We start from the raw sequence: 20,805 nt of genomic DNA, 5'->3' as shown, positions 1-20,805 counted from the left end.
GCGTACTGATGCCTCCTCCTTCATTATCTCCGTTACTGGGGTCCACTCTGTTTCGGCACATGGCCGTTCGAGCGGCGTTGATATGCTCCGTGTTTATTGCCGACCTGCTGTTTTCGCCTGAGTAGTCGAAGTGGTCCGGCTGGGTTTTATCATCGGTTTCATCGCCCTGCTCGGAGCCCTGCTCTCCGGGCTCGCGGCCTATCGCGTCCACGACCAGGAGCTGGCACTCGACCGGATCGCGCTGGCGCGCGCGATCGACGTCCACGCGAGCCTGGTCCAGGACCGGCTGACCGAGCGCGAGCTGCTTGCGCGTGTCGCCTCAGGCTTGTTCCGTGCGCCGTCGGTCATCAAGCCGAACATGCTGGAGCCGCTGCGCTCGGCCATCTACGCCTTCAAGACCGATTTCGTGGTCGCCGGGTGGGTCGCCCGGCTGAAGCCGAACGAGCTTCTGCCGGCGGAGGACGCGATCGCGAGCGCAGGCTTCCCCAATCCGCAGATCCGCTCGTATGACGACAAGCCGATCGATCTTGCGAAGGTCACCCAGCCGATCGACGTGCTGATGGACCTCGAGCCGCGCAGCAACGAGACCAAGGCGCTGCCCGGCCGCAGTTACGAGCAGGATCAGGTGCGCAGCGCCATGCTGACGCGTGCACGTGTCGAGAAGAGGTCGGTCGCCTCAGACCCGGTTCAGTTGCTGCGGGGCGGCGGGCCCATCGGCATCATCGTGGCCGCGCCCGTCATTCCCGAGGGCGCGACCGAGCCGGCCGGCTTCGTCACATTTTCCTACGAGCTCGCCTCCCTGATGCTGACCAATGACGACATGTCGTTGTTCTCGGTCGCGCTGAAGGATCCGCGCAGGGAAGGTGGCGAGCTCGTTGCCAACGACCAGGGCGTGGTCTCGTCACGCATGACGGCAGCGGACGGGCCGGCGCCGTCGGCGACGCGCACGGTGAGCTTTGGCGGACGCGACTGGCATCTCGGCTACTACGCCAAGACCAATTCGGCGCGGCGCGCCGAGCAGACGGCGATCATTGTGGCGGCGATCGGTTTTGCCATCACCGCGATGGTGTGCGGCCTGTTCGGCTATGTCGCCTACAACAATCTGCGGCTCAGCCGGGAAATCCAGGTGCGGATCGGCTTCGAGCGCCGGCTGACCGCCGTCATCGACGAGCTCAACCACCGGGTCAAGAACATCCTGGCGGTGATCCAGTCGATCGTGACGCGCACGCTGCGCCACGGTTCGGACATCGACGTTGCGCGCGAACTGCTGATCGGCCGCATCCACGCCATGTCCAACGTGGTCTCACTGCTCAGCGAGAGCCAGTGGCAGGGCGTCAAGCTGAAGGGCCTGTTCGAGGCGCGCGCCATCCCGCATGCCGACCGCATCGCCGTCACCGGCCCCGACATCGCGGTCAGCGCGCGCGCCGCGCAGAGCCTGTCGCTCCTGTTCTTCGAGCTCGCCTCGCACTCCGACGAAGGTCTGTCGCTGGTCGGAAAGCATCCGCACATCACCGCGAATTGGACGGTGACGGGCGAGGGGACCGACGAGGTCTTCCATTTCCGCTGGGAGGAGTTCAACACCAGCGAGGCGACGCGCCGCCCGGATTCCGATTTCGGTCTGATCCTGCTCGACCGTGTCGCGCCCGAAGCGCTCGGCGGCACCGCCAAGCGCTACTTCACCGACGCCTCCTACGTCTATGAATTGACGGCGCCGATGGAGACGGTGGTCGACATGTCCGAGCGCGACCGCACGGACAAGATCTCGGCTCCGGTCAGGCCGGTGCGATAGAGATCGCGCTTCAGATTGTTGTTTTGAGCATCATCTTTTCGGCAAACCGCTTCGCACTTTTCCGGATCATGCTCTAACCCTTCGGCCGCAGCACCAGGTCGACCAGATTGCGCGCGTAGGCCGGCGTGATCGGTGCGATGCCGAAGACGTAGCGGTAGAACAGGCTGCCATAGATGGCGTCGTAGAGATCCTCGGGCGCTGCCTCCGCCAGGATGCTGCCATCCGTCTGGCCCGCGGCGATCATCTCAACCAGTGCGTCGCGGCGGAATTGCAGGTAGCGGGCATAGAACAGCTCCGCCGAGCCGGTCTTGGAAATGCATTCGGAGACGACGGCGAGCTGCACCTTGCCGAACTCGCCCTGGAGCGCCTCGGCATAGGCCGCGGCATGGCGGCGTGCGCGCGCCGCGGGGCTGCCGGAGCTCGCAGGCGGCAGCGGCAGCATCTGCGCAGCATGATGAAGGAAGGCGTCGATCAGCAGCGCTTCCCGCGACGGCCACCATTTGTAGATCGTCATCTTGGAGACGCTGGAGTGGCGTGCGACGGCGTCGATGGAGGTGGCGGCAAGGCCGGTGGCGGCCATCAGCGCATAGGCGCTTTCGAGAATGGCGTTGGTGGTCTCGATCGATCGCGGCCGGCCGCGCCGGGGCGCGCTGTCAGCCTCATCACCCCCGCCCTTTGCCATCGCCACGCCCGGTCCCCTCACGCAGAGGCTTCCCGCATAGCGCAGCCACAGGTCTCGGCCTAGCAGAATCGCACGATTATTTGGCTAGAGCGTTTTCGAGCGAAGTGGATACCGGTTCGCGTGAAGAAAACGCGTCAAGGCAGGAATCTGGAGCTCCGTTCCGATTAAATCGGAACGGAGCTCTAGGCCTGCTGCCGCAGGGCGGCCGGAAGGTCCTGCCGCCTCGACCACGAGATGTAATAGGCCACTGCTGTCATGGCCGCGAAGCCAACGAGGCTTACCGCGATCTGCATCACCAGGAGGTTCGGTCCGGTGATCAGGATGAGATGGCCGGCGAAGGACAGGAACACGGCAACGCAGAACACCGCGAGCCATTCCTCGCCGCATGTGATCACCGCCTGAAGCGGCCGCAACTTCAGGCCGGGGTGGTCGGCCGGAATGAGATGGGTCGCGAGGAAGGCGAGCGCGAGGAAATGGATCACGCGATAGGGCGCGAGGTTTTCCTTGTCTGTCGGCGCGATGCTGTTGACGACGAAGTCCGGCAAATAGACGGCCAGCGCGGGCGAATGCCGCATCAAGGTGACGGCCATCGCGAAGATGAGATAGGCACCCGCGAGGATCCGCAGCCAGGACATGCCGTGCAACGCGCGTCCGGAGGCGCCTGTTACGGCGAACCAACCGCCCAGGACCATCAGCATCTGCCAGCACAGCGGATTGAAGGTCCAGTCCTGGTCCGGATAGACCCGGAAATTCCAGTCGAACCAGCGCGCCGCAACGTACAGCGCGACCGATGCCGCCAGCGTCAGGTTCGGCCGCCGCAACAAACCCCATAGCGCAAACGGAAAGAACGCCATCAGCGGGATCATCAGTTGCAGGAGGTCGAGGTTCAGCGGCTCTTCCTGGAGCACGAGGCCGCGGACCAGGATGCGCAGCGGATGATCGAGAATGCCCGAGATGTTGTATTCGTGGATGATCTCCGGCGCCATCGATTGCGAGGCGACATAGGCGATGGTGTCGATATAGATCACGAAGAGCACGACATACGCAGCGTAGAGCCGCCAGACGCGGCGGAAGATGCGCGTCGCCGCGACGACGTAGCCGCGCTCCAGCGCCATCCTGCCGTGAATGATGGCGACGCCATAACCCACCACGAACACGAACAGGTCAGCGGCGCCGCTGAAGCCGAAATTTCGCAGCGTCAGGAGATTAACGACGTTGTTCGGGATGTGGTCGACGAACACCGACCAGTTGGCAATGCCGAGCGTCAAATACAATCTGGCATCGTGATGGAATGCGGCGAGGTTCGCCTTGACGGACGGTTTCATCGCGGAAAATGACTTTTGGAATCACGGGCGCTGCTTTTAGCGGCAACCGCCCGCCTATCCGAGTAGCGTTTGCGTGAGGGGGGCTGGAATTGTCCAATCTGGCGCAAAATTGCGCATGATCGCCGGATGGAATTCCCGCAAGCTCGCTCGTTCTGCCGACGACGAAATTATCTTAGCGCTTCGACCGTTATTCGGCCGGTTCAGCCGACGCTTCGTCGGATGCGCCAGCGCGACTCGCCATGATTCCAAGGGCGACGCCGCCGATCGCCAGGATCGGCAGCAGCCGCTTGATTCCGATGGCGCGAACGATCTGGAGACCCGTCGCGAGCAGCATGGGGTCGGCGAGCATGCTCGAAGCGGCCGACTTCGCGGCGCGCTCGGCGGCGATCCGGGCGCGTTTCCGCATCTCCCGCTTGTAGCCCCAATAGCTCCCCGCCGCGGCAAGCGTCAGTAGGAAGAAGATGCCTGCGCCGGCGAGGCAGGCCTGCACCGGTCCGTAGGTCTGAAGGACCGAGATGAAGGCGGCCGCGCAGAGAAAGCCCGTGGTGATGAAGAGCGCGAGTGCTGCGCCCGCGGCGAGCGATGTCAGGCGGACGGTCGCGCCCGTCGATGCGCTGATGCCGTCGATGATGCGCTGTAACATGGCCTTGCTCCTCAGATCCCCGCAAGCCGGCAGCGACGGCGCGACAGCGCCGCCGTAACGTCAACGTCTTGCGCCCGCGCTAGCGGCGCCAGGCGACGCCGATCAGGAAGCCGATGCCGAGCGCGAGTCCGACGGTCGCGAGCGGCCGCTGCGTGATGGCGTCTTCCAGCGTTTCCTCGATCGAGCCGTAGGCGTCTTGCGCAGCTTCCATCATGGCGCTGCCGCGATCCGACATGTCGTCGACCGCGGAATCCACGCTCTCGCGGGCCTGGCGATAGCCGCGGCGGGCCTGCTTGCTGGTGGAGTTGGCAAAGGTGTTGAGCGCGTCGGTGATCTGATCGGTGAGGGCGGCGATATCGCTTTTCACGGCTGCTACATCCTTCTCAAGGCGTTCTCTGGTGGCTTTGTCGGTCCAGTCTCTCATCCCGGTTTCGCCGTTGGTTGACATCAGGAGCTCCAAAGCTGTTGGCGGCTGAGATAGCCGGAAAACGTTTCGTGCCCGGGTAAGTTCCGTTCGGGGAAACCCGTCATGCCTGCGGCAGCTGCGGCGAATTCTCCGGCAGCAGATGCTCCTTCAGGATCAGCCCGACGATCAGGAGCGGCGACGACAGGAATGCTCCCATCGGTCCCCACAGCCAGGTCCAGAAGGCCAGCGCGATGAAGACGGCAAGCGCGTTCAGGGAAAGCCTGCGCCCGATGATGGTCGGCGTGACGAAGTGCCCTTCCAGGAAGGTGATGCCGCCGAAGGCGAGCCCCGCCATCAGTCCGCCGCCGATGGTCGGGAAAGCGACGAGCCCCACCACGACCAGAATGACGAACATCGCGACCGGTCCGATGATCGGGATGAAGTTGAGCGCCGCGGCAAGCGCGCCGAGCCCGGCCGGATTGGGCATGCCGGTGACGGCGCATATGAGACCGGTTGCGACGCCCATGCCGACGTTGATCAGCGTCACCGTCAAAAGATAGTTGCCGAGATGGACCTCGATCTCGTTGAGGATCCGCAGCGTGCGCAGCCGCGCATCGCGATCGCCGAAATTCATGATCAGCGCCCGCCGCAGGTCGCGCCAGCTCGCGATGAACAGGATCAGCGTGGCGAAGAACAGCAGGAATTCGGCGAAGGTCGGCGACAGGAATTCCAGCGTCGGTTGCACCCACTCGGCTTTCGGCAGCGGAAGGCTAGGCAGCCCCTCTGAGCCGCCCACCATCGTCTGCAATTCCTTCCACAGCGCCAGCGGCCGGTCGAAGACGTGCATCTTCTCCTTCAACTGCGCGCCCAATTCCGGCAGGCGCGAGCTCCACTCCATCGCTGGCACGGCGATCAGCGCGACGACGAAGGCGACCACTGTCGTCACCGCGATCACGATCAGCACGGCGCCGAGGGCGCGCGGCACATGCCGCCGCTCGAGAAAGCTCGCGGCCGGCGACAACATGGTGCCGGCGACGACCGCCATCACGACCGGGAGGAAGAATGCCCTGGCGACGTAGAGCACGGCGACCACGGCAATCAGGAACAGACCGGCGAGCGCAAAGGCGACGAACTCGGTGCGGCGGATCACCGGCGGCAGCTCGACATGGCTGTCGGGAAGCGGAGCGCCCTCGTTGTTGCCGGAAATCAGACGTTCAGTGGGAAGGACGCGCACAATATCTCCTCCCGCACGGAAGCCTCCGCGCGCCCATTGTTGGCAGTAGAACGTCCGGGAGGACGTTCCGGTTCCATCGCGGTTTCGTGAAGTTTTGCTCGCTTGACTGTGACGTCGCCGCCGCAGCGAGCGGTGGAACTTGAGTCGGTCCAGCCGCGTTTGTTGGGAGCCGCATCACCCTGATGCACACATTCAACGGGGCAGCACATGACAAGGTTCTCTCCAGTCCGTCGCCGCTTCTCGCTGCGCGCCACCACCGCCATTGCCTTCGCGACAGCATTGCTGACCGTGCCCTTCGCGGCACAGGCCCAGACGCTCGGCTATGCGCCGATGCAGCCGCAGGGTTATCCGCAGGACCCGAGCTATTCGCGGGGTTATGTCAACGCAGCGCCTCAGGCTGCCGACGAGGATGCCGCGCTGCCCGACCGGCTGCGCAAGCAGATCGTCAGCTTCGACCGGAACGAGCCGGCCGGGACCATCGTCATCGATACCGGCAACACTTACCTCTATTACGTGCTCGGCAATGGCCGCGCGATCCGTTACGGCGTCGGCGTCGGCCGACAAGGTTTCACCTGGGCCGGCGTGCAGAGCGTCAGCCGCAAGGCCGAGTGGCCGGACTGGCATCCGCCGGCCGAGATGATCGCGCGTCAGCCCTATCTGCCGCGCTTCGTCGCCGGCGGTCCCGGTAATCCGCTCGGCGCACGCGCGATGTATCTCGGCTCCAGCGAATACCGCATCCACGGCACCAACGATCCCACCACGATCGGCAAGTTCGTGTCCTCCGGTTGTATTCGCATGACCAACGAGGACGTCACGGACCTGTTCAGCCGCGTCAATGTCGGCGCCAAGGTGGTGGTGCTGCCGAAGAACGCCCCGCTGATGGCCAGGGGGTACGACAAGGGCGGCGACCCCGTACGCAAGCGCCCGCCCGTGACGACGCTGCCTTCGGGACGGCAGGCACTGAACATCACGACGTCGGCAGTGAACTGAGAGTTGAGCGAGGTCATATGAACAGACGTTCGATCGGCAAACTGGCCGGTGGCGCGGCGGCGTGCTTCGCCGTCGCCTCGCTCGGCCTCGCGTTGACGCCGTCGGCGCATGCGGAAGACTTCTTCTCGGCGCTGTTCGGCGGCTTCCGCGCGCGCTCCGCGCCGGAGATCCGCATGCCGTTCCCGACTGATGACATGCCGCGCTACGACACGCCGCGCCAGCGGGCCTCTTATGGTGGCGGCACCGCCTATTGCGTGCGCGGTTGCGATGGCCGCTACTTCCCGGCGCAAGGAAACGACGCCGAAAGCAAGGCGAAGTCCTGCAAGAGCTTCTGCCCGACGTCCGAAACCTCGCTGGTCTACGGCAGCAATATCGACGACGCCACGACGGACAAGGGAAAATCCTATTCCGACCTGCCCAATGCGTTCCGCTACCGCAACGAGATCGTCGTGGGCTGCACCTGCAACGGCAAGGATCCGGTAGGGCTCGCCCAGGTCAAGGTCGAGGACGATCCGACCTTGCGCAAGGGTGACATCGTCGCGGGCAGCGACGGCCTGGTGGTCGCCAACCGCAACGCCAACGACCGCCGCGGCGTCGCGATGAATTTTTCGCCGCTGCCGGAGTCGGTGCGCGCCAGGTTCCGCCAGGTGCCGGTGGTCGCGAAGGAGTAGGGGGGCCTTGAGTGGGGCGCGCGCTATCGCCTCAACCCCAGCTGTCGTCCCGGACAAGCGAAGCGCCGATCCGGGACCCATAACCACAGAGAGTGGCTTTGCGATGGCTCGGAGTTACCAGCTTGCACCACGTCGGCTCCTTGTGGTTATGGGTCCCCGCGTTCGCGGGGACGACACCGAGAGTGGCGCGCTAATCTAGTGAGCCTTACGCCGCGCGGATCTTCCCCAGGAAGTCGCTGACCTGCTGGCCGAGCTGGCGGCTCTGCGTCTCCAGCGTTTCCGAGGCCTGCTTGACGTTGTCCGCTGCACCGGCGGCAGCATCCGCGTCGGCCTTCACGCCGGTGATGTTGTCGGAGACGTTCCTGGTGCCCTGTGCCGCAAACTGCGTGCTGCGCGTGATCTCCTGGGTCGCCGCGCCCTGCTCCTGCACGGCGGCGGCAATCGCGGTCGCCACCTCGTTGACCTCGCCGATGATGCCGCCGATGGTCTGGATCGCGTTGATGGCGTCGCTCGCCACCCGCTGGATGTCGGCGATCTGCCCGGAGATTTCCTCGGTGGCTTTCGCGGTCTGGCTGGCCAGCGATTTCACCTCGGAGGCGACGACCGCGAAACCGCGCCCGGCTTCGCCGGCACGTGCGGCCTCGATCGTCGCGTTGAGCGCGAGCAGATTGGTCTGCGCCGCGATGGTGTTGATCAGGCCGACGACCTCGCCGATGCGTCCTGCGGACTGCGCCAGCCCTTGCACCGTACCGTCGGTCTCGCGGGCCTGGTTGACGGCGCGGCTGGCAATGCCTGCGGCGTGCGCCGCCTGCTGGCTGATGTCGTTGATCGACGCAGAGAGCTCCTCGGCGGCGGCGGCGACGCTGTCGACGCTCATGGAGGCGTCGTTGGAGGCCTTGCCGGCGATCTGGACGCGGTCGTTGGTCTGGCGCGACACCGCGGACAGGTCGCCCGAGGTCTTGCGCATCTCGCCGGACGCTTCGCTCAGCTCGCCGAGCGTCTTGCGCACCGCGCCCTCGAACTCGCCGACATAGGTCTCGACGGCGCGCTGGCGCGCGGCCGCGCCGACATTGCGCTCGCGCTCCTGCTCTTCGATCTTGAGCTTCTCGGTCGCCTGCTGCTTGAAGGTTTCCAGCGCGCCAGCAAGCGCGCCGATCTCGTCCTGGCGGTCGAGATAGCCGCTGTCGACGGCAAGGTCGCCGCCGGCGACCTTGAGCATGGCGTCGCGGATGGTGTTGAGGGGATGGATGACGCGGCGGCTGACCAGCATGACTGCGCCGACAGCGAGGCCGATGGCAAGCGCCAGAGTGCAAGCTGCACGATCAGCGCGCGCTGCGCGGTACTGCGCTGCTCCTGCGTGTAGCTCCGGGCGGCGTCGAGCGCGGCTTCGGCCACCGCGACCGCACTGGCCATACGGCCGACGGTGAGCGGGCTCCACTGGTTGGCCGTCAGCTCGGCCTTCTCACCCTTGACCAGGGTGTCCGCGAGACGGTCGCGCAAGGTGAGATATTGCGGCTCGAAGTAAGCGGTCTTGGCCGCGGTCATGGCGGATGCGAGCGCGGGCGGCAATTGCATGCCCGAGGTCGACAATTCCAGCGCTTTCCACATCGCGGCCGTACCGCCGACAAACTGGGTATAGTTGTAGCGGCCCTCCGGCGTGATCTTGCCGGCCGCAAGTCCGGTCGAGACGATCAGTGAGGCCTCGCCCGCGGTGTTGCGGAGCAGCCAGGCGCTCTGCTTGATCGACAGCAGCTGGTCGATCACGGCATCCTGGTGGTTGACGGTGGCGGCGAGGACGCCCGAGAGCTTGTCGAGCACGTCGAGCAGCCCCTGCGTCGTCTCCATGTATTCCTTGGTCAGGCCGGCGCGGCGCTGGTCCTTCGGTTTGGCAACATCCTCCCAGAACTGCTTCTGCTCTTCGCCCAGCAGCTTGTAGAGCCGCGCGAGTTCCGGCACCAGCGTGCCCGATTGCGGGAAGTCGATGCTCGGCAGCAGCTCGAGCGCGCGGGCCATCGCCGGCATCTGCGCATCGCGCAGCGCGCGCAGATATCTCTCGATCTCGGAGTCCATCGGCTCGGTCGCGTTCAGCAGCCGCGACGTGGTCGAGCGGTCGGTGCGCAGATTGTGCATCGCCTTGAACAGATCGGCGGAGGCGTCGGCGATCTGCGAGATGCGGTTGGCGGTCTTGAGGCGGTCCCAGGAGGCGTAGGCGGTGAGTGAGAGCGCAATCACCACACAGACCGATGTGATGGCGATCACCGCCTTCAGCAGCGCGGACACGGTCAGACGATTCAGCATCGAAGCCCCCCTAAATTCCCATTGCAAAGTTCGTCGAGACGCCCCGGCAACATCGAAAACGGAGGGGCACGCAGATCGGCAATCGCATGCCGTTTGCGGCGCATCACCCAAACGGTTTCTGCATCTGAAACGAAAAGGGTAAAGTTTTAGGCAGGCCGCCTGATCGTAGAAGTACGTATTTACTGGAAGTTGCAGCAGGTTGCCGTGATGGAACCTGCGCGGGAGATGGGCGTTAGAACACCGTCAGACAATTTGCCTGAAGGGGGGTCCTTGCGATGCTGGTCGGCGTACTCGTCACCTTTCTCGTTGTCATTCTCGTGCTCTATCTCATCAACATGCTGCCCATGGACGGTCGCGCCAAGCAGATCGCGCGCGTGGTCGTCATCATCATCGGCGTGGTGTCGCTGCTGAAATATCTGACGGTGTTTTAGCGGGGTGGGACGCGTAGCCCGGATGGAGCGCAGCGCAATCCGGGGGCCTGCTCCAAGCAACGCCGGTCCCGGATTGCGCTGCGCTCCATCCGGGCTACGGCCCGAAAACACCAAAGCCCCGGCGCGAGCCGGGGCTTTGGTGTTTGAATGATCGGGCTTTAGCCCGCAGCCTTGGCCTCGCGGCGGCGGGCGGTGAGGATGTACTCGGTGTAGCCGTTTGGCTGCTCGCGCCCCTTGAAGATCAGGTCGCAGGCCGCCTTGAACGCGACGCCGTCGAAGGCGGGCGCCATCGGCTTGTAGATCGCGTCGCCGGCGTTCTGCTTGTCGACCACGACGGCCATGCGCTTGAGCGATTCCATCACCTGCGCCTCGGTGATGACACCCTGGTGCAGCCAGTTGGCGAGATGCTGGCTCGATATGCGCAAGGTGGCGCGGTCTTCCATCAGGCCGACATCGTGGATATCGGGCACCTTGGAGCAGCCGACGCCCTGGTCGATCCAGCGTACGACGTAGCCCAGAATGCCCTGGCAGTTGTTGTCGATCTCCTGCTTGACGTCATCAGGCGCCCAGTTCGACTTCGACACCGGAATGGTGAGGATGTCGGACAGCTTCGCGCGCGGACCGCCCTTGGTGAGTTCCTGCTGCCGCGCGGTGACGTTGACCTGGTGATAGTGCAGGGCGTGCAGCGTCGCTGCGGTCGGCGACGGCACCCAGGCGGTGGTGGCGCCGGTCTGCGGATGCGCGAGCTTCTGTTGCAGCATGTCCGCCATCTTGTCGGGCGCCGCCCACATGCCCTTGCCGATCTGGGCATGGCCGGGCAGGCCGTCGATCAGGCCCATGTCGACGTTCCAGTCCTCATAGGCCTTGATCCAGGCCTGCGCCTTCATCTCGTTCTTGCGGATCATCGGGCCCGCTTCCATCGAGGTGTGGATCTCGTCGCCGGTACGATCGAGGAAGCCGGTGTTGATGAACATGATGCGCTTGGAGGCACGCTGGATGCAGGCCTTGAGGTTGACGGTGGTACGCCGCTCCTCGTCCATGATGCCGACCTTGAGCGTGTTCTCGGGCAGCGACAGCATCTTCTCGACGCGGTCAAAAATCTCGCAGGTCAGCGAGACCTCGTCCGGGCCGTGCATCTTCGGCTTGACGATATAGGCAGATCCGGTGCGGCTGTTCTTGACCTTGGAGTTGCCCTTGAGGTCGTGGATCGCAAGCAGGCCGGAGACGGCCGCGTCGAGCAGGCCTTCCGGAATTTCCTCGCCCTTGTCGTCCAGCACCGCGTCGGTGAACATGTGATGACCGCAATTGCGCATCAAGAGCAGGCTGCGGCCGTGCAGCTTGACCTCGCCCTTGCCGTCGGGCGTCTTGTAGCTGCGGTCGGCATTGAGCGAACGGGTCAGGGTCTTGCCGCCCTTCTCGAAATCGGCCGAGAGCGTGCCGTTCATCAGGCCGAGCGTGTTGCGATAGACCAGCACCTTGTCCTCGGCGTCGACCGCGGCGACCGAGTCCTCCATGTCGAGGATGGTCGAGACAGCGGACTCCATGATCATATCGGCGACGCCGGCGGGATCGTCCTTGCCGATCGTGCTGCTGCGGTCGATCTTGACCTCGACGTGCAGGCCGTTGTTGGCGAGCAGCACCGCGGAAGGTGCCGCTGCATCGCCCTGGAAGCCGGCAAATTGCGCAGCGTTCTTCAGCGCGGTGGCATTGCCGCTCTTCAGCTTCACCGCGAGCTGGCCCGCCACGACGCTGTAGGCGGTGACGTCGGTGTGGCTGCCGGTCGCGAGCGGCACGGCGGCATCGAGGAACGCCTTGGCCTTCGCGATCACCTTGTCGCCGCGTGCCTTGTTGTAGCCCTTGCCGCTCTCGGACGGATCATGCGGGATCGCGTCGGTGCCGTAAAAGGCGTCGTAGAGCGAGCCCCAGCGCGCATTCGCCGCGTTCAGCGCGTAGCGCGCATTGGTGAGCGGAACGACGAGCTGCGGGCCGCAGATCTTGCCGATTTCCTCATCGACATTGGCGGTCTCGACCTTCTGCGTCGCCGGCTCCGGGACGAGATAGCCGATCTCCTTCAGGAATGCGGTATAGGCGTCGAGGTCGAACGCCTTGCCCTTGTTGGCACGGTGCCAGTCGTCGATCTTGCCCTGCAGCGTGTCGCGCACGGCCAGCAGCGCGCGGTTCTTCGGCCCCAGCTCCTTGATGATGGCGGCGACCCCGGCCCAGAACGCGTCCGGCGCGATCCCCGTTTTCGGGGCCGCTTCCTTGGCGATGAAAGCGTAAAGGACGGGAGCGATCTTCAATCCGTGGGCGTCGACGCGTTTCATGATGGGCTTTCTTGTTGGAAATGGCTGTTTTTTGGCTGCTTTTGACCCGACGGCAGCAAAATGCGCCCATAGGGGGCGGCTTTCAGGGCCTATTAGCCCCAAAATCGGGGCCGTGAGAAGGCCTCCAAAAGTTGTCAAATTGTCAAGGCGTGGTGGGCAGCCCGACGCACCGGTGTCATTCCCCGCGCAGGCGGGGAATCCAGTACGCCGCGGCTTCTCCGTGACCCAACGCTGTCTCTGGAATACTGGGTCGCCCGGTCAAGCCGGGCGACGACAGCCGGGGAAAATAGGACGGCCTCAAATATTCGCGGCGAGGTCCACGAGCTCGTCGAACAGCACGCCGGTGGTCTTCAGCATCCGTTCGATCTCGTCCGCGGCATCCGCAACCGTGCGGGCCGACGTGTCGATCACGAGCTCGGCAGCCTGCGGCGCTTCGTAATCGTTGCCGATGCCGGTGAACGACGCGAGCGCGCCGGCGCGGGCCTTCTTGTAATGGCCCTTGGGATCGCGATCCTCGCAGACCTCTGCCGGCGTCGCGACGTGGATCTCGCGGAATGCGGTGTCGGCGATGCGGCGCGCGGTCGCGCGGTCCTCGCGTGCCGGCGAGACGGCGGCGACGATCGCGATGTGCCCGTTGCGGGCGAGATGGGTCGCGACCTCGGCGAGGCGGCGGATGTTCTCGCTGCGGTCGGCGGCGGAGAAGCCGAGATCGTTGTTGAGCCCGGCGCGCAACGTGTCGCCGTCGAGCAGGATCGGCGAGCCGCCATTGGTGAACAGCCGCCGCTCCAGCGCCTTCGCCAGCGTCGACTTGCCGGACGCCGGCAGGCCGGTGAGCCAGACCACGGCGCCGTTGTGGCGGTAGCGCGCGGAGCGTTCGTCGGGCCGCAGCGCCGATTCCACCGGCACGATGTCGACCGGCACGGCGCGCTGGCCGGCATCGACCGACAGCACGAGACCCCCGCCGGCGATGCGCCCCGAGACCTCGATCACGAGACGGCCGGTGCGCGGATTCTCGGTGTAGGGATCGGCGGCAATCGGGCTCGAAAGGGAAATGTCGATCTCGCCGACATGGTTGCGGCCGATCGCCTTGTTCTCGACGCTCGACAGCTCGCCGGGATCGACCGCCTTCCCGATGGCGACGACGGTGGCGCGGCTTTCCTTCGGGCCGCAGCGGACCAGGAGCTGGTCGCCCTTGGCGAGCGGCTTGTCGTGCAGCCAGAAGATCCGCGCGCGCAGACGGCGGGTCTCGCGCGGCGCGGAGCCGACATGCGCGACGATGTCGCCGCGCTCGATGAACAATTCGCGGTCGAGCGTGATGCCGACCGAGCGGCCCGCGCCCTGCCGTCCTGCGACCGGCGTTACCGGCCAGCTCTCGACGGTCTTGATCCTGGCGATCTTGCCGGCCGGCATGATCACGATCTCGTCGCCGGCAATGAGGCTGCCGGATTCGATGCGGCCGGCGACGATGCGGCGGTCGTCGAACTTGTAGATCGCCTGCACCGGCAGGCGCAGGGCGAGGGCCTCCAGCGGACGCGCCGGTTCGAGCCGGTCCAGCGCCTCGACCACGGTCGGACCCTTGTACCAGCCGATGCGGCCGGTGCGCTCCGCGACGCCGTCGCCGTCGCGGGCCGAGATCGGGATCACGGCCGTCGGCGTCACGCCGAGGCCCTGCAAATGCGCCGAGATTTCGTCGCTGATTTCCTTGAAGCGCTCGGCGCTGAAATCGACGCGGTCCATCTTGTTGACGACGATCGCGACCTGCTTCACGCCGAGCAGGTGCAGGAGATAGCCGTGCCGCCGGGTCTGGTCACGCACGCCTTCGAGCGCGTCGATGATCAGCACCGCGCCGTCGGCCTGCGAGGCACCGGTGATCATGTTGCGCAGGAATTCGGCATGGCCCGGCGCGTCGATCAGCACGATGTCGCGCGAATTGGTGCGGAAGCGGATCTGCGTGGTGTCGATGGTGATGCCCTGGTCGCGCTCGGTCTGGAGCGCGTCGAGCAGGAACGACCATTCGAACGGCATGCCGCGCCGCGCGCTGACGGCTTTCAGCATCTCGAGCTTGCCGTCGGGCAGGCTGCCGGTCTCGTGCAGGAGGCGGCCGACCAGCGTCGACTTGCCGTGGTCGACATGGCCGACGATGACGATGCGGACCTGCGGACGCGTGGTGCCGTTCGGAGTGGCGGGCGAAGCGGGGGTGACGATCATGTTCATAGCCGCGTTGCGTCCTTGAATCAGAGATAGCCGGCGACGCGCAGACGCTCGAAGGCGTCCTCGGTCTCGTGGTCGAGCGCACGGCCGGCACGTTCCGGCACCTTGGTCTGCTCGAGCTCGGCCAGGATCTCGTCGATGGTCGACGCGGTCGACGCGACCGGATTGGTGATGTCCTGATCGCCCAGCGAGCGATAGCGCTTGCCGTTCTGCGAGAGATAGAGCGGGATGATCGGGATGTTCTCGCGCTTGGTGTAGGCCCAGATGTCGGCCTCGGTCCAATGCAGGATCGGATGGATGCGCAAATGCGCGCCTTGCGGCGGCGACGCATTGAAATGATCCCAGAACTCCGGCGGCTGGTCGCGGACGTCCCAATTGCCTTCGAGCCCGCGCGGCGAGAACACGCGCTCCTTGGCGCGGGTTGCTTCCTCGTCGCGGCGGATACCGGCGATCAGGCCGTCAAAACCGTATTTGCCGAGTGCCATCTTGAGGCCCTCGGTCTTGCGCGCGGCGGAACGGGCGGCCGGCGGCAGCGTTGGATCGACGGCATCGATCGGCGGGCAGGGCTCGACGCGCAAATCGAGATCCCACTCCTTTCCGTAATGATCGCGGAAGCGGTACATCTCCGGAAACTTCTTGCCGGTATCGACGTGGAGGGCGGGGAACGGCAGCCGGCCGAAGAACGCCTTGCGCGCCAGCCAGATCATGACGTTGGAGTCCTTGCCGAGCGACCACAGCAGGGCGATCTTCTTCAGGCGGCCAAAGGCCTCGCGAAAAATGTAGATGCTCTGCGCCTCAAGCTGGTCCAAATGGTCCATGCTGGGGACGGTCAGCCCGACGGGAATTTGCTCGGAAACGAGGGGGACGGAGTCCCGTCCATCTGCACCGGAATCGGTCCTGAGAAGATGCATCTCTGCCACTTTGCGTTTGGAGGCGAATTTTCTATAGTTGCGGTGCAGAAGAGAAGAAAAAATTTTCTCTTTGCGCGCTCGAAACGACACATATATAGAAAATAATTCCAGTCAACCCCGGATGTGGGGGAAGCGAGTATCGCATGCGGTTCTTGCCGGTGTTCCTCGATCTCAAGGCCGGTCCGGTGGTCCTCATCGGCGCGGGTGAGCTTTTGCGCGCCAAGCTGCGCGTGCTCGCCGCTGCCGGTGCGCGCATCCGCGTGCATGCGATCGACGGCAATCAGGACCTGAGCCTCAGCTCCGACGACGCGGCGCGGATCGAAATCGCCACTGGCGACCCGCTCACCGCCGATCTCTCGGGCGTCATTGCCATCGTTTGCGCAGGCGCGGGCGATGTCGGCGTTGCCATGTCGGCGCGCGCCAAGGCGCTCGGCCTGCCCGTCAACGTCATGGACGATCTCGAACATTCCAGCTTCATCTTCCCGGCGATCGTCGATCGCGGCGACGTCGTGGTCGCGGTCGGCACCGGCGGCACCTCGCCGGTGGTGGCGCGGCGCGTGCGCGAAAAGATCGAGGCGCTGCTGCCGGCCCGCATCGGCGAGCTCGCCGAGTTCATCGGCGGCTTCCGCAAATCGATCAACGAGCGCATCGCCGAGTTTCCGCTGCGCCGCCGCTTCTGGGAGCGCGTCATCGACGGTCCGATCGGCGCGTCCGTGCTCGCGGGCCGCAAGGGCGAGGCCGACGCCGCGATCAAGGCGATCTCCGATCCGTCCGCGTTCGCGCGTGCCGACAAGCCGGAAGGCTCCGTCGCGCTGGTCGGCGCCGGGCCCGGCGACCCTGATCTTCTCACCATCAAGGCGCTGCGCGCGCTCCAGGATGCCGACATCGTCTTTCATGACGAACTGGTCTCGGGCGAAATTCTCGACCGCATCCGCCGCGACACCACGCGCGTTCCGGTCGGCCGCCGCGTCGGCAAGCCCGGCATCGGCCAGGACGCCATCAACAGGCGCATGATCGAGGCCGCGCAATCCGGCCAGCGCGTGGTGCGGCTGAAGGGCGGCGACCCCTTCGTATTCGGTCGCGGCGGCGAAGAGGTCGAAGCGCTGCGCGCGGCCGGCGTCGCCTATTCGATCATTCCCGGCATCACCGCAGGGCTCGGCGGCGCCGCCGATTTCGAGGTGCCGCTCACCTATCGTCATGAAGCGACCCGCATCACCTTCCTCACCGCGCACAAGGCGCGCGATGCCGAGAACGTGGACTGGTCGACGCTGACCGACACCAAGATGACCGTCGTGGTTTACATGGGCATGACCGCTGCCCCCGCGATCCGCGAAGGCTTGTTCGCGGCCGGCCGTTCGCCGGAGACGCCGGTCGGCGTGTTCGCCCGCGTCACGCGGCCGGACGCACAAGGCGCGATCGGCACGCTGCGCGACCTGCCCGAGCTCGTGCGGCGCACCCATGGCGGTCCCGCCATCCTCATCATCGGCGACGTGGTCCGGCATGCCGGTTCACTTCGCCGCCAGACACCTCAACACATCATCTCTGACCTATTGGATGCAGCCGAATGACCTCCCCGCTTGAACAGAAGAAGATCAAAATCGCCGGCCCGTCGGTCGTGACCGCCAACCGCACCTGGGATGGCATCGTGGTTTACCGCACTGCCGCCAAGAGCTGGTCCGCGGACCTGTCGGAAGCCGCGATCGTGCGCAACTCGGACGAGGCCAAAGCGTTGCTTGCGGAGTCCGTTGCCGATGACGTCGGCGCGATCGGTCCCTATATCGCACCGGTGCAGGTCGGCGCCGACGGCAAGATCGAACCCGGCAATCTGCGCGAACAGATCCGCCGCACCGGCGTGACTATCGGGTCGTCGGTCCAGGTTTAAGGCACTCTCTTATGTATGCTTACGATGAAATCGACCGCACGCTCGTCAACGAGCGCGTCTCGGAGTTCCGCGACCAGGTGAAGCGGCGCCTTTCCGGCGAGCTCACCGAGGACGAGTTCAAGATCCTGCGGCTTCAGAACGGCGTCTATCTGCAACTGCACGCCTACATGTTCCGCGTCGCGATTCCCTATGGAACGCTGGCGTCGAACCAGTTGCGGGCGCTCGCCCATGTCGCGCGCAAATACGACCGCGGCTACGGCCATTTCACCACGCGGCAGAACATCCAGTTCAACTGGATCAAGCTCGCCGAATTGCCGGATGCACTCGCCGATCTCGCCGAGGTCGGCATCCATGCGATGCAGACCTCCGGCAACAACATGCGCAACGTCACGTCAGACCAGTGGGCCGGCGTCGCGCCCGGCGAGATCGAGGATCCCCGGATCTGGTCTGAGCTGATCCGCCAGCACACGACGCTGCATCCGGAATTCTCGTTCCTGCCGCGCAAGTTCAAGATCGCGATCACCGCGTCGGACCACGATCGCGCCGCGATCAAGATCCACGATATCGGCCTGAAGCTGATCAAGAACGAGAAGGGCGAGACCGGCTTCGAGGTGCTGGTCGGCGGCGGTCTCGGCCGCACGCCGTTCATCGGCAAGACCATCAAGCACTTCGTCCATGGTCGCGATATCCTGAGCTACATCGAGGCGATCCTGCGCGTCTACAATCAGTACGGCCGCCGCGACAACATCTACAAGGCGCGCATCAAGATCCTGGTGCACGAGCTCGGCATCGAGAAGTTCTCGCGCGAGGTCGAGGAGGAGTGGCAGCACATCCGCAACTCCTCGCTCCAGATCGACGACGAGGTGATCGAGGACATCCGCTCGCGCTTCACCTATCCGTCCTACGAGAAGCTGCCGCACAATCCGGACGAGCTGCGCCAGGCCGCGGCCGATCCTGATTTCGAGGCGTGGCGCAAGAACTCGGTGGCCCCGCACAAGGTGCAGGGCTATTCCATCGTCACGATCTCGCTGAAGCCGATCGGCGCGCCTCCGGGCGATGCTACCGCCGAGCAGATGGACGCGCTCGCCGATCTCGCCGACCGGTATTCCTTCGGCGAGATCCGCGTCGGCCACGAGCAGAACCTCGCGCTGCCGCACGTCGCCAAGCGCGACCTGCCGGCGTTGTGGAAGGCGCTCGACAAGCTCGGGCTGGCGACGCCGAACGTCAATCTGATCACCGACATCATCGCCTGTCCCGGTCTCGACTATTGCTCGCTGGCGAACGCGCGCTCGATCCCGATCGCGCAGGAGCTGACGCGGCGCTTCGCCAATCACGAGCTCGCCAATCTGATCGGCCGTCTGCACATCAACATCTCGGGCTGCATCAATGCCTGCGGCCATCACCATGTCGGCCATATCGGCATTCTCGGCGTCGAGAAGAACGGCGAGGAGGTCTATCAGATCACCATCGGCGGCCGCGCGGACGAGGGCGCCGCGCTCGGGACCCTGATCGGTCCCGGCGTCAAGTTCGACGAGGTCGCCGACGTCGTCGAGGACATCGTGGAAGCCTATCTGGCGCTGCGCGAGCGGCCGGAAGAGCTGTTCATGGACACGGTGAAGCGCCTCGGCGTCGAACCCTTCAAGGAGCGCGTCTATGCCACTCGTTAACGGCGGAAAAATCGCCGACGACAGCTTCGCCAAGCTGGCCGTCGACACGCCGCTGCCCGAGGGCGGCGACATCCTGGTGCCGGCCGAGCGCTTCCTGAGCGATACGGAATTGCTGCTCGCGCGCGCTGGCAAGGTCGGGGTGATCTGGCCGAACAACCGCGACATCGCCGAGCTGGTGCCCTATCTCGGCAGGATCGCAGTGGTGGCGCTGGTGTTCCCGACCTTCCGCGACGGGCGCGCCTACAGCCAGGCACGGCTGCTGCGCGAGCGATACAATTACCGCGGCGATTTGCGTGCAACGGGGCAGATCCTGCGCGACCAGTTCGTGTTCATGCTGCGCGCCGGCTTCGATTCCTTCGAGGTCAAGAAGCAGGCCGACGCGGAAGCCTTCATGCAGACCGCGAAGCGCTATTCGGTGTTCTATCAGCCGACCGGCGACGGCCGCATCACCGCGCTGCACCGGCGCATGCAGCTGCGTCACTCCGAAGGTGTCGGCACGTGAACGCAATCGCGCCCCAGGTCGCTTCGGTGTCCGCGTCTGCGCTGCCCTCGGCGAAGGAGCTCGACCGCGCGCTGCGCGATGCTTCGCCCGCGGAGGTCATATCCGCGGCGTTGCAGGCGGTCGGGCGCGAGAAGCTTGCGCTGGTGTCGTCCTTCGGCACGGAATCGGCGACGCTGCTGAAGGTCATGGCCGACGTCGATCCGGCGATCCCCGTGATCTTCCTCGACACCGGCTGGCTGTTCGAGGAGACGCTGGCCTATCGCGACACGCTGATCGCGGAACTCGGCTTGAAGGACGTCCGCTCGATCAAGCCTGCCGAGGAGACGCTGTCGCGCGAAGATCCCGACCGCGACCTCTGGTTCTCCGATCCAGACGCCTGCTGCCGCATCCGCAAGGTCGAGCCGCTGGCGCGCGCGCTGAAGCCGTTCGATGCGTGGCTCAATGGCCGCAAGCGCTTTCAGGGCAATGCGCGCACCGACATTCCGGTGGTCGAGGACGATGGCGCGCGGTTGAAGTTCAACCCCTTCGCCAATGTCTCGCGCGAGGAACTCGAAGCCATTTTCGTCCGCGCCAAATTGCCGCGTCATCCGCTGGTGGAGTCCGGTTTCCTGTCGGTTGGGTGTATGCCTTGCACCAGCAGAACGGCCGAGGGCGAGGATGCACGCGCCGGTCGCTGGCGCGGCCGGGCCAAGACAGAATGCGGCATCCACACGATGAAGACTTCGTAGCACAGTCGAGCTGTCCGGCTACGAACAAGAAAATCCGGTTCCGTTGACTTGAGAGCGTTTCGCCCCGAGTTATGCCCGCGTGCCATCGATGACGATGACGTCGTCGAGGTG

General features: G+C 65.2%; 17 protein-coding genes and 1 pseudogene. 9 read left to right on the top strand and 9 right to left on the bottom strand.

All coding sequences use genetic code 11. From position 1 onward, the window contains the following. Window positions 1–130 precede the first annotated feature (130 nt). Complete coding sequence (locus tag QJT78_RS08000) at window positions 131–1,789, top strand: HWE histidine kinase domain-containing protein (protein WP_014498206.1); 1,659 nt, start codon at window positions 131–133, stop codon at window positions 1,787–1,789. 73 nt (window positions 1,790–1,862) lie between these two features. Here the strand turns inward: QJT78_RS08000 and QJT78_RS07995 are convergent, their stop codons facing one another. The 5 genes from QJT78_RS07995 to QJT78_RS07975 form a co-directional block, all read right to left on the bottom strand. Continuing rightward, on the bottom strand, window positions 1,863–2,471 hold the full coding sequence (locus QJT78_RS07995; protein WP_038933493.1) for a TetR/AcrR family transcriptional regulator: 609 nt from the start codon (window positions 2,469–2,471) through the stop codon (window positions 1,863–1,865). A 182-nt stretch (window positions 2,472–2,653) separates the two neighbouring features. Beyond that, on the bottom strand, window positions 2,654–3,796 hold the full coding sequence (locus tag QJT78_RS07990) for an OpgC domain-containing protein (RefSeq protein ID WP_038942092.1): 1,143 nt from the start codon (window positions 3,794–3,796) through the stop codon (window positions 2,654–2,656). A 187-nt stretch (window positions 3,797–3,983) separates the two neighbouring features. Further along, window positions 3,984–4,439 (bottom strand): hypothetical protein, encoded by a 456-nt coding sequence (locus tag QJT78_RS07985; protein ID WP_028148388.1) that lies wholly within the window; start codon window positions 4,437–4,439, stop codon window positions 3,984–3,986. 79 nt (window positions 4,440–4,518) lie between these two features. Beyond that, window positions 4,519–4,890 carry a DUF883 family protein gene (locus tag QJT78_RS07980; RefSeq protein WP_028148389.1) on the bottom strand — a complete coding sequence of 124 codons (372 nt, stop codon included), beginning with the start codon at window positions 4,888–4,890 and terminating at the stop codon, window positions 4,519–4,521. A 76-nt stretch (window positions 4,891–4,966) separates the two neighbouring features. Continuing rightward, a complete protein-coding gene (locus QJT78_RS07975) occupies window positions 4,967–6,079 on the bottom strand; it encodes an AI-2E family transporter (RefSeq protein ID WP_038942093.1) in 1,113 nt (370 codons plus the stop codon). Between the two features lie 207 nt (window positions 6,080–6,286). On the opposite strand from QJT78_RS07975, the gene QJT78_RS07970 reads away from it, so the two are divergent. Together QJT78_RS07970 and QJT78_RS07965 are read left to right on the top strand one after the other, a co-directional pair. Further along, window positions 6,287–7,069 (top strand): L,D-transpeptidase, encoded by a 783-nt coding sequence (locus QJT78_RS07970; protein ID WP_028148391.1) that lies wholly within the window; start codon window positions 6,287–6,289, stop codon window positions 7,067–7,069. Window positions 7,070–7,086: 17 nt separating this feature from the next. Further along, window positions 7,087–7,740: a DUF2865 domain-containing protein gene (locus tag QJT78_RS07965; RefSeq protein ID WP_028148392.1), complete on the top strand. Its 654-nt coding sequence runs from the start codon at window positions 7,087–7,089 to the stop codon at window positions 7,738–7,740. A 205-nt stretch (window positions 7,741–7,945) separates the two neighbouring features. Here the strand turns inward: QJT78_RS07965 and QJT78_RS07960 are convergent. Next, window positions 7,946–10,038: pseudogene (locus QJT78_RS07960) on the bottom strand (HAMP domain-containing methyl-accepting chemotaxis protein). A 275-nt stretch (window positions 10,039–10,313) separates the two neighbouring features. Between QJT78_RS07960 and QJT78_RS07955 the strand changes: the two are divergent. Next, window positions 10,314–10,469, top strand: coding sequence for a Thivi_2564 family membrane protein (locus tag QJT78_RS07955; RefSeq protein WP_011084288.1), 156 nt, complete (start codon window positions 10,314–10,316; stop codon window positions 10,467–10,469). Between the two features lie 158 nt (window positions 10,470–10,627). On the opposite strand, the gene QJT78_RS07950 is transcribed toward QJT78_RS07955, so the two are convergent. The 3 genes from QJT78_RS07950 to cysD all read right to left on the bottom strand — a co-directional run bounded on the left by QJT78_RS07950 (window position 10,628) and on the right by cysD (window position 15,822). Beyond that, complete coding sequence (locus QJT78_RS07950) at window positions 10,628–12,793, bottom strand: malate synthase G (protein WP_028148394.1); 2,166 nt, start codon at window positions 12,791–12,793, stop codon at window positions 10,628–10,630. A gap of 297 nt (window positions 12,794–13,090) precedes the next feature. Continuing rightward, window positions 13,091–15,007 carry an adenylyl-sulfate kinase gene (gene cysC, locus QJT78_RS07945; RefSeq protein WP_028148395.1) on the bottom strand — a complete coding sequence of 639 codons (1,917 nt, stop codon included), beginning with the start codon at window positions 15,005–15,007 and terminating at the stop codon, window positions 13,091–13,093. Window positions 15,008–15,027: 20 nt separating this feature from the next. Beyond that, on the bottom strand, window positions 15,028–15,822 hold the full coding sequence (gene cysD / locus QJT78_RS07940; RefSeq protein ID WP_028148396.1) for a sulfate adenylyltransferase subunit CysD: 795 nt from the start codon (window positions 15,820–15,822) through the stop codon (window positions 15,028–15,030). 236 nt (window positions 15,823–16,058) lie between these two features. Between cysD and cysG the strand changes: the two genes are divergently transcribed. Genes cysG through QJT78_RS07915 form a run of 5 tightly spaced genes read left to right on the top strand, consistent with a single transcriptional unit; the run spans window position 16,059 to window position 20,694 of the window. Then, the gene (gene cysG / locus QJT78_RS07935; RefSeq protein WP_028148397.1) at window positions 16,059–17,483 is read left to right on the top strand and encodes a siroheme synthase CysG; all 1,425 of its coding nucleotides are present in this window, start codon (window positions 16,059–16,061) and stop codon (window positions 17,481–17,483) included. Beyond that, entirely contained in the window at window positions 17,480–17,797 is a 318-nt protein-coding gene (locus QJT78_RS07930; protein WP_028148398.1) for a DUF2849 domain-containing protein, read from the top strand. The genes cysG and QJT78_RS07930 overlap by 4 nt, the downstream gene beginning before the upstream one ends. Window positions 17,798–17,808: 11 nt before the next feature. Continuing rightward, window positions 17,809–19,464, top strand: a complete 1,656-nt coding sequence (locus tag QJT78_RS07925) for a nitrite/sulfite reductase (RefSeq protein ID WP_028148399.1) — start codon at window positions 17,809–17,811, stop codon at window positions 19,462–19,464. Next, window positions 19,451–19,966 carry a DUF934 domain-containing protein gene (locus QJT78_RS07920; RefSeq protein ID WP_028148400.1) on the top strand — a complete coding sequence of 172 codons (516 nt, stop codon included), beginning with the start codon at window positions 19,451–19,453 and terminating at the stop codon, window positions 19,964–19,966. The genes QJT78_RS07925 and QJT78_RS07920 overlap by 14 nt, the downstream gene beginning before the upstream one ends. Then, a complete protein-coding gene (locus QJT78_RS07915; RefSeq protein WP_028148401.1) occupies window positions 19,963–20,694 on the top strand; it encodes a phosphoadenylyl-sulfate reductase in 732 nt (243 codons plus the stop codon). Before QJT78_RS07920 ends, QJT78_RS07915 begins: the two co-directional genes overlap by 4 nt. Window positions 20,695–20,805 lie beyond the last annotated feature (111 nt).

Source organism: Bradyrhizobium sp. Mp27, assembly GCF_029953005.1.
GTDB lineage: Bacteria > Pseudomonadota > Alphaproteobacteria > Rhizobiales > Xanthobacteraceae > Bradyrhizobium > Bradyrhizobium barranii.
The sequence above is the reverse complement of the archived record's forward strand: the minus strand, read 5'-3'. Positions and strand labels throughout refer to the sequence as shown.